Below are 12,816 nucleotides of genomic sequence, written 5' to 3'. Positions count from 1 at the left end.
CCGACCCTCCCCGGGTCCACCGGCCGCCGGTCCGGTCGCCATGCGTAGTTGAATGTATCCAGAAGGTAACTTGGTCTGCTCTTGATCCGGAGGAGGACGGCCGTGGCCGAGACCGTGATCGACGGGTTCGCCGAGGCGTTGGACGGGCCCGTGTACGTGGTGACCGTGGCCGTGGGGCAGGAGCGGGCCGGGTGCCTGGTCGGGTTCGCCTCGCAGTGCTCGATCCGGCCGCCGCGCTTCATGGTCTGGCTGTCCCGGCTCAACCACACCTACCGGGTGGCCCGCCGGGCCGGCCACCTCGCGGTGCACGTCCTGGGCGAGGGCCAGCGGGAGCTGGCCGAGCGCTTCGGCGGCCGGACCGGCGACCGGGTGGACAAGTTCGCGGACCTCGACTGGCGGCCCGCCGCCGACGGCAGCCCCCTGCTGGCCGGGGCCCCCGCCTGGTTCGTCGGCCGGATCACGGACCGGGTCGACGGCGGCGACCACGTCGGCTTCCTGCTCGCGCCCACCGAGGTCGGCCCGCCCCGGGACCCCGCGCCGGCCCTGCTGCACTACGACGCGGTCAAGGACATCGACCCCGGCCACCCCGTCTGAGCCGGCACCGGTGCCCGGCGGTCGACCGACCGCCGGGCACCGGTGGGCGGTCAGACCCGGACGGCCGGGAAGGGCAGCAGCGGCCAGGTGTTGGACAGCCGCATGGCGGCCTCGGTGACCGCGGGGTCCGCGGAGCCCTCCACCACGCCCATCAGGAAGGCGTGCGCGGTGGCCTCGTAGAGCTCCGTGGTCGCGCGGGTGCGGGAGCGGTGCGCCTCGCCCCGCAGCCGGGCCCGGTCCTCGGCCGTCTCCTGCAGCGCGCGGGCCCGCTCGCCGGCGGTGACGGCGGCCGCCCGGTCGCGTTCGAGCCGGGCCCGCAGTTCGAGGTGGGACCGGTAGGCGTCGAGGTACGGGTGCTCGCGCAGCAGCCCCAGCAGCAGCCCGATGCCCCCGGACAGCACGAGCAGCGCCACGAACATCCAGGTGACGGTGGTCGTCGACAGGTGCAGGCTGTCGATCAGGGACGGGGTCCGCAGGTTCTCCAGGCCCGGGATGTTCTCGGCCTGGTCGGCGAGCGGGGATTCGCGGTGCCGGAAGACCAGCTTGGCCCGCAGGTGCCCCAGCGCCCAGGTGGAGAAGGCCCACACCGCCAGCAGCCCCAGCGCGGGCAGGTTCGCGCGCCGGGCCGCGCCGGTGCCCGACCGGCCGCGCAGGGCGCGCCCGGCCAGGTGCGGGACGATCACCATCACCAGCGCCGCCGAGACGGCCAACGTGCCCGACAGGCTCTCCGACTTGGTGTTTCCGGTGCCGTGGAAGGGCTGGAAGGCGATCCAGTAGATCGGCACCTCCACCGCCGCGATGACCAGCAGCAGGCACCACACCATCCAGCGCGGCAGACCGGGCCGCACGGGCAGCCCCTCCCAGCGCGTGATGTCGACCTGCTCCCGCTGCTCCCGCGCGAGCGCGTACGGCGACCCCGTCCGCAGGGGGTCGGCCGCCGCCCCGTCCGCCGGCTTCCGGTCGGCCGTGGTCCCGCCGACCGCCTCCGGGTCCACGACCTGCCAGCCGTCGTCGTCCGGCTCGCCCGGCCCCGGGGGGCCGGTGTCCGGGGCCCCGGCCGCCGGCTCCGGGTCCCCCGCCTCGTCGCGGTGGTCCGGGCGGCCGTCGGTCCGCCCGGGGCCGGGCGGGTCCTCGTCGAGGCCGAGGTCACCGAAGCGGGCGGTGAGCCACCGGCGCTCCAACTGCTCCCGGACGCCGTCCCGGAAGTGCTCCCAGCGCACGGCCCGGGCCGCCAGCCGGTCGAGTTGGGCCCGGTTGGTCTCCAACCAGTCGGCGTTCTCGGTCAGTCGGGCGTCCAGCCGCCGGACCTCCTCCTCGAAGTCCTCCCCGGCCCGGGCCGCCACCGCGTCCCGGGCCCGGGTACGGGCCTCCGCGTCCGCGTGCTCCACCGCCATCCGGGCGTGCAGGTGGTCGCGTACCGAGGCCAGTTCGGCGAAGTACGGCACCCGGTCCCCGCTGCCGAGGATCCACGGGTCCAGGACCCTGGCCTTGGCCGCCTTCCGGCCGCGCCGCCGGCCGGCCGCGCGGACGGCGTTCTCCTGCCGGGTCTGCACGGCCAGCGGGAGCCGCTGCACCCCCTCCGGCGCCGGGTGGGCGCGGCCGCGGCCCGCGCCGGAGCGGTTCAGGCGGCGCAGCGGCCGGGGCAGCCGGGCCCGGCGGGGCGTGCCCTCCGGGTCAGTGCTGGTATTCGTCGTCGACATGGCCCTTGCCCCTCCCCTCCACGATGTCCTTCCAGAAGGCGTCGAACGGCGGGAATTCGCTGGGCCGGGCCCGCCGGCTCATGCCGTAGCCGACCGGGTACACGTCCATGCCGGAGAGCTGCGGCACCCCGCGCGGTCCGACCAGCTTGTCCACGGCGGTCCTGCGGGCCTCGGGCGTGGCGATGGACTTGGCGGTCAGGGTGAACTCCTTGTCGGCCTGCTCGAAGTCGCTGACCACCAGCAGGGCCGCCTTGCCCGTGCCGGAGCGCAGGGTCTCCGCGCCGCGCGCGATGCCGCCGAGCACGTCCGAGCCGCTGTTGGTCTGCTGGGCGCAGGTGAGCATCCGGCGGGCCGCCAGCACGGCCTTGAGCTTGGCCTCGTCGCGGATCGCCGCCACGTCGTCGGTGGCGTCGGTCGGCGGGTCGAGGTCCACCCGGTTCTCGCGGCACGGCGAGGCCTTGGACGCGCTGGTGATCGGCGCGAAGGTCACGGAGCCGCAGTGCCGTTCGCGCAGGAACGGCACCATCGTCTTGTTGAGCTTGTCCAGGGCGTCGAAGCCGGTCTTGGCGTCGGCGGAGCCGGAGCCGTCCACGACCACCGCGCAGCGGGCGTCCAGGGTCTCGGGCCCGTCGGTGGCGCAGCCGGCCGCGGTGCCGAGCAGGGCGGCCAGCGGCAGCGCGGCCAGGGTGCGCGCCGGCCGGCGGGCCCGGCGCGGCTGCGGTCGTACGGGGCGGTGGGTCATCGGGTTCCCCTCCCTGGGGCGGCGGCGGGCCGGGCCCGGTCGGGTTGCGTGTCGAGGATCTCCAGGGCCCGGGCGACGGCCGGGGTGCGCGGGGCGGTCGCCGGGGTGCCCCCGGTGAGCAGCCAGGCGTCCAGGTCGCCCCAGGTGGCGTCGAGCGAGACCCGGCCGGGCAGCCACTGCTCGGGCCGGGGGACGAGCGGCGGCGCCGGGCGCGGCCGGCGCGGGTCCGCGCCGGGGCTGCCCGGTGCGGTGGGGTCCCGGCGTACGGCGGCCGGCCGGCGGCGGCGCTCGGCCGCCTCCAGGGCCCGCCGGGCCTCCTCGGCCCGGGCGCTCTGCACGGTCAGCCAGACCGCGTCCCAGTAGCAGGCCAACCGCTGGTTCGCCTCGTGGGTGAGGGCCGTGGCGCGGGCCCGGCACAGGGCCGCGTCCGCACGCCAGGCGCCCACCCGCGCGCCGTAGCGGGCCAGGGCGGCCGGCGAGGGCTCCGCGCGCACGTCGTACTGCGTGACCACCCGGACCGACTCCGCGTGGATCTGCACGATCGCCGCCCGCCGGTCCCGCAGCAGGCGGGCCCGTAACTGCCCGACCGCCCGCTGGGCCTCGGCCCGGGTCTCCATGACGAACGGCGTGTGGACGTCCGGCAGTTCCAGCACCCCGCCGCCCCCGGGCGGCGGGGCGGGCAGCAGCGGCCGCAGTCCCGGTGCGTCGAGCCGCCCGCGCCGCCGGGCCCGGTAGGCGGTCAGCCGCCCGAGCCGGGCCCGGCGCGCGGGACCTCTGATCTGGTCCGTGGCGATCATGGTGACGGATTCCCCCTTCTCCGCAGCCCTCGTTCCAGACGGAGGAGGGTAGTCGAAGGAAAGCAGAAAGGGGTGCCGGAATTCGAGGGGTCTTTCAGGTCCCGGTCGGCACCTTCCCGAAGCCGACCGGCGGCGGTCCGGGAAACAACCGGATTACCCGCCCGAAGGGTTTGCGGTCGGCGGCCAATTCCGTCGATACTCGATTCCCGTCCACGGGGGGAGGGTGCGGTGCGCATCAGAATCGGCGGGACGCATTTCCCGGTGCGGACGCTCGGTCCGGGCCGGCGGCTGGGGGTGTGGTTCCAGGGGTGCCCGCTGGCCTGCCCGGGCTGCATGTCGCGGCACACCTGGGCGGCCGACGGCGGCCGCGAGGCCACCCTGGCGGAGCTGCTGGAACGCTGGCGCGAGGCGCTGGAACAGGGCGCGGAGGGACTGACGGTCAGCGGTGGGGAACCGCTCGAACAGGCCCCGGCGCTGGCCCGGTTCCTGGCGGGCGCGGACCGGCTGCGCACCGCGGCGGACGCCGGGCGCGGGGCCGGCCCGCGCCCCGACTTCCTCGTCTACACCGGGTACGACCAGCACGAATGGGACCCGCCGCGGCTGCGGGCCCTGCGGTACGCGGACGCGGTGATCGCCGGGCGGTTCGAGATCGCCGAGCCGGCCGGTCCGGTCTGGCGCGGCTCGGCCAACCAGCGGCTGCTGCCGCGCACGCCGCTGGGCCGGGCCCGGTACGCGCCCCACCTGGACCGGCCGGCGACGGGGCCGGCCCTCCAGGTGGTGGTGGAGGCGGACGGGGCGTCGGGGGGCGCCCCGTCCGCCCGGCTCCTGGGGGTGCCGGCGCGTGGGGAACTGGCTTTCTACGAGAGGTGGTTGGGGGAGCGTGGGCTGCGACTCAGGGACCGGAGCTGGCGTCCGTGAGGAGCCGGGCCAGCTCGGGTCGGCGGACCGCGAAGTGCACCGTCCAGCCGGGGTGCCGGCGCAGTTCCTCGTGCACGGCCCAGCGCAGCCAGCGGGCGGCCGTCAGGTGCGGCAGGCCGCCCTGGCCGGCGCCGAGCAGCGGGAAGCAGATCGAGGCCAGCGGCGGGTCGTACGCGTCCCGTTCGGCCCGGGCGAGGGCGAAGACCCCGGTGACGGCGTCCGCCACCGTCTGGGGGTCCACGTCGTACCGGCCGCCGTCGTCCAGCGGCCGGACGACCGCGGCGTGGTAGATGCGGCGCACCCCGCGCTCCCCGAGGGCGCCGGCCGAGGTGGGGGCCACGGTCCCGGGCCGCACCGGCAGCCCGGCGCGGCCGTGCGCGGCCGTCCAGGAGGCGAGTTCGCGGGCCAGGACGTCGTCGGTGATCCCGCCGTCCGGGCCGCGCACCGCCGCGGCCCGGCGCAGGGCGCCGGAGACCGTCGGGCGGAAGGTCTTGGACATCTCCAGGTGGGTGTTCTCCGAGGAGACCAGGATGTCGATGTCCCGCAGGAGTTCCACGGAGGAGACGTGCACGGTGATGCGGTGCAGGGCGGCCGGCGGCAGCGCCGGTCCGGCCGCGCGGACGGGCGGATCGGGCAGCGGCCGGGCGCCGGGCCCGGTGGCCGCGGACCGGCCGGGGGCGACCGAGGGCCCCGGGAGCGGGGCGGCCGGGGCGATGCCCTCCTGGGCCAACGCCAGGACCGCACCGGCGAGTTCGGCGATCACTTCTTGTTCCTGGCCGCGCCGGAACCGCTCGGGGGTGACGCCGTAGACGGCCGCGGCGGCCTTGCGGCGCTCGGGGGCGGAGGTGCCGCGGCGGCCCGGCAGCAGCCCGAAGGTGTGGGCCGCCGCCCGGCCGAGCGGGTCGGCCCGGCGGCCGCCGTCGGCCTCGGTCGCGCCGCCGGGGGCCGCGGTCAGCCGCCGTACCGCGGCCTCGAGCAGGGCCTCGACGGCGGCGGCCCGGTCGGCCCGGTCGCGGGTGAACCCGGCCGCGGCGGCGGCCGCGCCCAGCGCCTCGGGGTGCAGGCGCCGCAGGCCCGCGAGTCCGGGTCTGCGCAGCGCCCCCAGCTCCTCGGCCAGGAGGGCGTGGGAGGGCAGTTCGGGGCCGGTCGGCCCGTCGGGGGACCGCCGGCCCGGCGGGTGCGGGGGAATCTGCGGGCTCATGGCCGACACCATAATCCGGGCCGTCGCATTCCGGAGCGGGCCGGGAGCACAACCGTCCGGAATGATCTCTTCCAAGTTCTCGGCCCCAGTATCGGGAAAGGGATATCCGGGTCGGGCCGCTTGGGGATGGATGTCGGGAATGCTCCCGGAATTGTCGTGCATTTATGCAAGCTTCTTCGGCTGTGGAGGGGGAATCGATGACGACGGTACCGCCCACCGAAGTCGACCTCGACGGATTCGCGGCCGATTTCGGCCGCGGACCGGAGGAAACCCGCCGCGGCCTCGACCGGGTGCCCGCCGCCCTGGACGGCCGGCTGGACCTCACCGAGGTCATCGCGGAGGCCGTCGGTCCGGCCATGGCCGTGGTGCTGCGGGTCAAGGACCGCGAGGCCCGGCACCGCGACGCCGCCGTCCCGCTGGTGCTCAAGTGGTACCACCGTGCCTTCGCCCCGGACCCGGAGGTCCGCCGGGTGCTCACCGGCGACCTCGGCGACCACGTCGTCCGCGTCCTGGAGCACGGCACCGCCGACGGGCACCCGTACGAACTGCTGCCCTCCTACGGCGAGACGACCCTGGCCGCCTACCACGACCGGCACCCCGGGGCCCTGCCCACCCCGCTGGTCGAAGCCGTCGTCGCCCACCTGCACACCGCGCTCGGCGCCGTCCACGACCGGGACGTCGTCCACCGCGACGTCACCCCCGACAACATCGTGGTGCGCACCCAGAACGACGACCGGCTCGACCTGGTCCTGGTCGACTTCGGCGCGGCCCAGTACACCGGCGGGGACGAGGACGGGCCGCGCCGCCGGGACTGGAAGGGCAAGCCCCTCTACCTCGCACCCGAGGCGAGCACCCACCGCCAGAGCGTCACCCCCGCCGCCGACTGGTGGTCCCTGGGCATGGTCGTCGCCGAACTGGCCGGCGGACGGCACCCCATCGACTTCCGCGGCGACGAGGAAGTCCTCGCCGAGATCGCCACCCACGACCCCGACCTGCGCCACGTCGGGGACGAGCGGGTGGCACTGCTCTGCCGCGGCCTGCTCACCCGCGCCCCCGAACACCGCTGGGGCGCCGAGCAGGTGGGTCAGTGGCTCGCCGGCGGCAGCCCGCCGGTCGCGCCGCCCACCACCGGCGCCGCCGCGGACCGGCCGCCGCGCCCGGCCGTCGAGCCCTTCGCTTTCCTGGGCCGCGAGTTCACCAGCACCGAGGAGCTGGCCCACCAGCTCGACCACCACTGGCGGGCCGCCGAACACCTGCTGGCCCGCCGGGCCGGCCGGGACCGACTGGCCGCCTGGCTCGGCCAGTTCGCCGCCGTACCCGGCCGCACCCCAGAGGACGCCGAGGAACTGACCGCGCTCCGCCGGGACCTGACCGACCACACCCGGGCACCCGAACCACCGGCCGTGCTGCGGCTGCTCAACTGGATGGGCCCCCGGCTGGACGCCTCCTGGCACGGGGTCCGCCTGGACGCCTACGGCATCGCCCAGTTGGTGCAGAACACCGCCGCCGGGGACGACTTCAGCCTGGACCTGGTCGCCGAGCTGGCCCGGCACGCCCTGCTGCCGCTGCTGGCCGCCCGGCCCGGCGGCGAGGACCTGGCCGAGGTCCAGGGCCGCTGGCAGCGGTACCGGGACGGCTGGCAGGCGGCGACCGGGGACCTCCTGCGGACCGGCGGCCCGGCCGACCGGCGGGCCGCGGAACGCCTGCTGCGCCGCTCCGACGCCCTGGACGCCCGGCTGCTGCGGCTGGCCCGCGAACCGCGCGCCGGCACCGAACTCCTGCTCCGGCGGACCGCCTGGGACACCCGCTACGGGCAGGCCCCGCCCTACTGGTACCGGGAGTTGCGCTCCGACCGGGACAACCCGCTGCGGCTGCTCGCCGCCGCGCTGCTCACCGGGCCGGCCCGGCTGGAGGCCGAGGAGCGCGACCGGCAGCGGCGCGCCGAGGAGGCGGAACGCCTCTTCGCCGGCGAGGTCGACGCCAGCTGGCACGTGCTGCGGCGGCTGGACCGGCAGCCCGTCCTGGGCTGGGCGCTGCTCGGCGCCACCGTCGCCACCGCCCCCTGGACCTTCGTCATCGGGCTGGCCGACCTGCTCGGCCGGGCCGGCCAGCGCGAGGTGGTGACCGCCTGGCTGCTCGCCCTGCCCGGCACCGCGGCCGTGTTCGCGCTGGAGCTGTGGATCGCGGCCTACATCGGCCCGCACGCCTACCACCCCGGACGGTCCCTGGCCGGCCTGCTGATCCGGACCGGCGAACGGCCCGCCCGGGCCACCCGCGCCCGCGGCCGGCTCACCGCGGCGGTGGGCGCCGCGGTCCTGATCGCCCTCGGGCTCCTCGGCATGGACGCCGTCACCTACGCCCCCTGGATCTGGCCGGTCGCGACCGTGGCCGCGCTGACCTGGTGGACCGTACGGCGCTGGTGGACCTGGCGCGGGTACGTCCGGGAGGCCCGGCACACCCGGGCGGCCCGCCGGGCAGGCCGCCGGAACCCGGGCCCGCCCCCGGCCGAGCGCCCGGCCCCCGGCCGGGCGGGCGCCCCGCGCCGCCCCGCACCCCGCGCGTCCGCACCCTCCGGGAGGAACCGATGAGCCAGGGCCTGGCCTACCCCTCGATCTCCGAGATCTTCCCCACGGTCGGCTACGCCCCCGCGGCCGACGCCGGCAACCAGGGCGCCGCGCTGGCCCACGGCGTCGGCTCGGTCACCGACGGCGCCGGGCAGGCGGTCGACGGGATGCACACCGCCGCCGGGCACGCCGTCGACGGCCTGCACGCGACCGCCGGGCACGCGGTGGACGGGGTGCACGCGGCGGCCGGGCACGCCGTCGACGCCGCCGGCCACGCCCTGCACCAGCTCCTCGAACCCGCCGCGGTCGCCCTCGGCGCACTGAGCGGGGCCCTCTTCGTGGGCCGGGCCGCCCTGGTCACCACCCAGGTGCTCGCCGCCGCGGCGGTCCGGGCCGCCGACGAACAACGCTGCCTGGAACGCGGCCAGGAGGTGGCCGCGGCCGTCAACGCCCAGTGGGAGGCCGCCGCCTTCGCCGCCGTACGGGCCAACGCGCGCCGCACCGCGCTGCTGGCCCGGGTCCGCCGGGCGGCCTTCGGGACCGTTCCCGACACCCCGCCGCCCCCGATGCCCGATCTGCCGCCCGCACTCACCTGCACCGGCACCCGCCTGGACGTCCTGCGCCGCGAACTCGCCCGGCTGGAAGCGGCGTTGACCGAGGCCGAGGCGGCCCAGGCGCGCTGGGTGACGGAGCAGGCCCTGCACCTCGCCGACGGCCCGGCGGACGCCGCCTGGCGGCAGCGGGTCCTGGCGCGCCGGGAGGCCGCCGCCCGCGCCCGGCAGCCCGTCGAGGAGGCCGCACCGGCCGCGCTGCCCCAGCCCCCGGCCGCCGACCGGCTCGACCGGCCGGCGGCCGAGGAGGCCGGCGCGGCCCTGCTCGCCCTCCTCGAACCGGGCGCCGACCGCAGGGACGCCGAACTGGCCGTGACGGCCGTCCGGCACGCCGTCGACTGCGCGGCGGACCGGCCCGCCAAGGCCCGGACCCACCTGCGGGAGGCCCGGCGGTTCGTCGCCGACGCCAACCGCGCGGTCCGGGACCGGCTCGCCGCACTGGAGAAGGCGGCCGTCCAGCTCGACTTCCTGCTCACCCAAGCCCCGTCCGGACAGCCCTCGTTGGCGGCAGCGGACCAGGAGATCACCCTGCTGCGCGAGGCGTTGGAGAAGGGCCGCCCGCTGGGCGCCGAGGACCAGCGCACGGTGGACCGGCGGGTGGACGAGCGGGTCTCGGACCTGGAGTGCCGCTACACCCAGGAGCTGATCGGGCTCGCGGTGGCCCGGCTCGCCGACCCGGCCGCCGCCGCACCGCCCGCGACCACGACGGGCGGCGGGGAGACGGCCGGTGGCGCACCGGGCGAACCGCTCCGCTTCGATCTGACCCCGGCCGGCTGGTGGCCCGGCCACTGGCTGCGGATCACCGTGCGCGAGGGCACCACCGAACTGGTCACCATGTACGAGGAGGGCTCCGGCCCCCGGGGCCCGGCGGAGCTGGCCCGCGACGCGCAGCGCTGCCGCGAGGCGCGCGGGCACCTGACGCAGCTGCGGGAGGCCGCCCGCCGCTCCGGACTGGAGCTGCCGCTCACCTTCACCGAGACCGGCACGGCCGTCCCCGGCGTCCGGGGCGCCGAGGGCGCGATCGTCCTGGAGGCGGTCGACACGGACGGGACGCACCCGGACGTCCACGACCACGACCACGAGGGCGGGTACCGGACCGTGGACCGCCCGGCCGAACGGCCCAAGGCGCGCCGGGCCGACGGCGGGAGCGGCCGATGAGCACCCCCGACCGCCTGACCAAGTCCCCGCCGGCCGCGGCACAGCGCCGGGTCCCGCTCTTCATCGAGGAGCTGACCGGCACCCTCAGCGTGCACGCCCAGTACGTCCTCTACGGCAACATCCGCGACCTGCACCTGGTCCGGCGGCAGGGCCGCGACCAGCACTACGAACTGACCACCGTGCTGTGGAACTCCCTGCGCACCCAGGGCTACCAGGCGCTGGTCGCCTACGACCAGATATCCGGCTTCCGGGTCTTCGCCGGGCCGGAGCGCGAACAGGTCGAACACCTGCTGTCGCAGAGCGGACCGGTCCTCGCCGGTCGCGGCGGCCGGAGCGGACGGCCCCCGCAGCTCATGGACATGATGGATCAGTTGCGGGAGCTGGTGACGGGCTGGAGCGAGCGGCGCAAGGCGGCGGCGAACGGCGGCCACGAGCCGCCGCCGTTGCGGGTGGCCCTGCTCATCGACCACGCCGCCCGCCTGACGGCCGACCCGACCCGGCTCTCCGAGGCCGAGCGGGACTTCTTCGTCGCCTGCCTCAAACTGGCCGACTCCGCCCCGCTCGTGCCCCCGGCCCCGGCCGCCGCCGTGACCGAGCGCCCCGCCCCCGACCTGTACAACCCGGTGATCTGGCTGGCCGACGGCGAACGCGACCTGCCCAACTGGCTGGTCTCCGGCAGCGAGCGGATCCGGACCATCGCCGTGCCCGAGCCGGACGCCGACGAACGCCGCCGGATGGCCGACTTGCTGGCGCGCGAACACGCCGAGGGCGCCCTGCGGCGCACCGGCCCGGACGAGCCCGCCCCGCCCCGCCCCGAGCACCGCCCGGGGCAGGGCGACCCGGTCGACGCCTTCGCCCGCGCCGCCGCCGGGATGCCCCTGCGGGCGATGCGGGAGAGCGTCCAACTGGCCCTGGCCCGCCGGATGCCCTTCGCCGCCATGCCCGACGCGGTCCGCATCTACCGGCTCGGGGTGGAGAAGAACCCGTGGCGCCGCGAGGAGATCCGGCAGCGGATCAGCCAGGGGGAACGGCAGATCCCCGAGCGGGTCATCGGCCAGGAGGCGGCGGTCTCGATGACCCTCGCCATCCTGAAGAGGGCCGCCCTGGGCCTCTCCGGCGCCCAGGCCAGCAGCCCCGGCCACCGGCCGCGCGGCACGCTCTTCTTCGCGGGCCCCACCGGCACCGGCAAGACCGAGCTGGCCAAGGCGGTGGCCTCGGTGCTCTTCGACAGCGACCAGGCCTACCTGCGCTTCGACATGAGCGAGTTCTCCGCACAGCACTCGGCCGACCGGCTGGTGGGCGCGCCGCCGGGGTACGTCGGCTTCGAGGCGGGCGGGGAACTGACCACCGCGGTCCGCACCAACCCCTTCCGGGTGATCCTCTTCGACGAGATCGACAAGGCGGACAAGGGCGTGCTGGACAAGTTCCTCCAGGTCCTGGAGGACGGCCGGCTGACCGACGGCCAGGGCGTGACCACGCACTTCAGCGAGTGCGTGCTGATCTTCACCTCCAACCTCGGGGTGCAGCGCACCGACCCGGAGACCAACGAACGGCACTGGATCGTGCAACCAGGCACGCCGTACCGCGAGTTGGCCAGCAAGGTGAAGCAGAACGTCAAACACCACTTCGAGACCGTGGTGGGCCGCCCCGAGCTGATGAACCGGATCGGCGGCAACGTGGTCGTCTTCGGCTTCATCACCGAGGAGACCGCCGGTCGCATCCTCGACCTCCAACTCGGCAACATCCGCCGCCAGCTCGCCGCCGAGCACCGGCTCCACCTGGAGGTCACCCCCGAAGCCCGCAGCCGGCTGGCGGAGTTCTGCACCCGGGACCTCTGGCACGGCGGCCGCGGCGTCGGGATGGTCCTGGAGACCCACCTGCTCAACCCGCTGGCCTGCGAGCTCTTCGACCGGCCCGGGCTCGGCCCCGGGGCGGTCGTGCGGGTCCGGGACGTCACCGAGTCGGCGGACGGACAGGTGACCATCGACCTCGAGACCCTACCGGAGGAGGAGTGAGCACGCCCGGGCCCGAGGACCGGGGCGGCCGGGCCGAGGACCCGGCGGACGACTGGGACGACGGCGGCTGGGACGACGACTGGGACGACGCGGTGGGCCCGCGCACCGATGTCCTGACCGGCCCGGGCGCCCCAGGTACCGCTGCCGCGGGACCCGGCCCCGCCGGGCCGACGGCGCCGGTCCCGCCGGCCCGGCTGCGCTTCCTCGAGGTCGCCCTGACCCTCACCCTGGCCCCCGGCACCGTGACCCGGCTGGGCCGCGACCCCGGCTGGGCGCCCTGCACCGCCGCGGCGCTGGACCGGCACCGCACCGTCTCGGCCCGGCACGCCAGTGTGACGGTGGCGGCGGACGGCTCCGCCACCGTCACCGAGGAGCTGCCGGGCGCCACCAACGGCACCCGGCTGGGCCACACCGACCTGGTCGCCGGCCGCGCCTACCCGCTGGCGGACGGCGACCGGCTCTGGCTGGGCGCCCGGATCAGTTGCACGGTCACGCTGGGGCGCCCCGGCTGACGCA

10 protein-coding genes are annotated in these 12,816 nt (G+C 76.7%); 6 read left to right on the top strand and 4 right to left on the bottom strand.

The window, feature by feature from the left end:
• Positions 1-102: 102 nt before the first annotated feature.
• On the top strand, positions 103-594 hold the full coding sequence (locus AB0O40_RS25535; protein ID WP_365046115.1) for a flavin reductase family protein: 492 nt from the start codon (positions 103-105) through the stop codon (positions 592-594).
• Between the two features lie 50 nt (positions 595-644).
• On the opposite strand, the gene AB0O40_RS25530 is transcribed toward AB0O40_RS25535, so the two are convergent.
• From AB0O40_RS25530 to AB0O40_RS25520, 3 genes are read right to left on the bottom strand one after another with little or no spacing between them, the layout of a single operon-like run.
• Complete coding sequence (locus AB0O40_RS25530) at positions 645-2,294, bottom strand: hypothetical protein (protein WP_365046112.1); 1,650 nt, start codon at positions 2,292-2,294, stop codon at positions 645-647.
• Entirely contained in the window at positions 2,269-3,036 is a 768-nt protein-coding gene (locus AB0O40_RS25525; protein ID WP_365046109.1) for a hypothetical protein, read from the bottom strand. The genes AB0O40_RS25530 and AB0O40_RS25525 overlap by 26 nt, the downstream gene beginning before the upstream one ends.
• A complete protein-coding gene (locus AB0O40_RS25520; RefSeq protein WP_365046106.1) occupies positions 3,033-3,833 on the bottom strand; it encodes a hypothetical protein in 801 nt (266 codons plus the stop codon). Before AB0O40_RS25520 ends, AB0O40_RS25525 begins: the two co-directional genes overlap by 4 nt.
• A 228-nt stretch (positions 3,834-4,061) precedes the next feature.
• Between AB0O40_RS25520 and AB0O40_RS25515 the strand changes: the two genes are divergently transcribed.
• On the top strand, positions 4,062-4,751 hold the full coding sequence (locus tag AB0O40_RS25515; protein ID WP_365046103.1) for a 4Fe-4S single cluster domain-containing protein: 690 nt from the start codon (positions 4,062-4,064) through the stop codon (positions 4,749-4,751).
• On the opposite strand, the gene AB0O40_RS25510 is transcribed toward AB0O40_RS25515, so the two are convergent.
• Entirely contained in the window at positions 4,726-5,952 is a 1,227-nt protein-coding gene (locus AB0O40_RS25510; RefSeq protein WP_365046100.1) for an Appr-1-p processing protein, read from the bottom strand. The genes AB0O40_RS25515 and AB0O40_RS25510 overlap by 26 nt on opposite strands.
• Positions 5,953-6,149: 197 nt before the next feature.
• Here AB0O40_RS25510 and AB0O40_RS25505 point away from each other — a divergent pair, with 197 nt between their 5' ends.
• The 4 genes from AB0O40_RS25505 to AB0O40_RS25490 are packed head-to-tail and all read left to right on the top strand — an operon-like array spanning position 6,150 to position 12,812.
• Positions 6,150-8,540 carry a protein kinase gene (locus tag AB0O40_RS25505; RefSeq protein WP_365046097.1) on the top strand — a complete coding sequence of 797 codons (2,391 nt, stop codon included), beginning with the start codon at positions 6,150-6,152 and terminating at the stop codon, positions 8,538-8,540.
• Positions 8,537-10,285 carry a hypothetical protein gene (locus AB0O40_RS25500; protein WP_365046095.1) on the top strand — a complete coding sequence of 583 codons (1,749 nt, stop codon included), beginning with the start codon at positions 8,537-8,539 and terminating at the stop codon, positions 10,283-10,285. The genes AB0O40_RS25505 and AB0O40_RS25500 overlap by 4 nt, the downstream gene beginning before the upstream one ends.
• Entirely contained in the window at positions 10,282-12,300 is a 2,019-nt protein-coding gene (locus AB0O40_RS25495; RefSeq protein ID WP_365046092.1) for an AAA family ATPase, read from the top strand. The genes AB0O40_RS25500 and AB0O40_RS25495 overlap by 4 nt, the downstream gene beginning before the upstream one ends.
• Positions 12,297-12,812, top strand: coding sequence for an FHA domain-containing protein (locus tag AB0O40_RS25490; RefSeq protein ID WP_365046090.1), 516 nt, complete (start codon positions 12,297-12,299; stop codon positions 12,810-12,812). Before AB0O40_RS25495 ends, AB0O40_RS25490 begins: the two co-directional genes overlap by 4 nt.
• The last annotated feature ends 4 nt before the right edge of the window (positions 12,813-12,816 follow it).

The sequence above is a fragment of the Streptomyces sp. NPDC089919 genome (assembly GCF_040684615.1).
Taxonomy (GTDB): Bacteria; Actinomycetota; Actinomycetes; order Streptomycetales; family Streptomycetaceae; genus Streptomyces.
Note: the sequence above shows the minus strand (reverse complement) of the source record. Positions and strands in the feature narration are given on the sequence as shown.

Bases quoted from the DNA above. Each gene is read 5' to 3' on its own strand.
- AB0O40_RS25530 (WP_365046112.1), bottom strand. From the start codon at position 2,294: ATGTCGACGACGAATACCAGCACTGACCCGGAGGGCACGCCCCGCCGG.
- AB0O40_RS25525 (WP_365046109.1), bottom strand. From the start codon at position 3,036: ATGACCCACCGCCCCGTACGACCGCAGCCGCGCCGGGCCCGCCGGCCG.
- AB0O40_RS25505 (WP_365046097.1), top strand. From the start codon at position 6,150: ATGACGACGGTACCGCCCACCGAAGTCGACCTCGACGGATTCGCGGCC.
- AB0O40_RS25500 (WP_365046095.1), top strand. From the start codon at position 8,537: ATGAGCCAGGGCCTGGCCTACCCCTCGATCTCCGAGATCTTCCCCACG.
- AB0O40_RS25520 (WP_365046106.1), bottom strand. From the start codon at position 3,833: ATGATCGCCACGGACCAGATCAGAGGTCCCGCGCGCCGGGCCCGGCTC.
- AB0O40_RS25495 (WP_365046092.1), top strand. From the start codon at position 10,282: ATGAGCACCCCCGACCGCCTGACCAAGTCCCCGCCGGCCGCGGCACAG.
- AB0O40_RS25510 (WP_365046100.1), bottom strand. From the start codon at position 5,952: ATGAGCCCGCAGATTCCCCCGCACCCGCCGGGCCGGCGGTCCCCCGAC.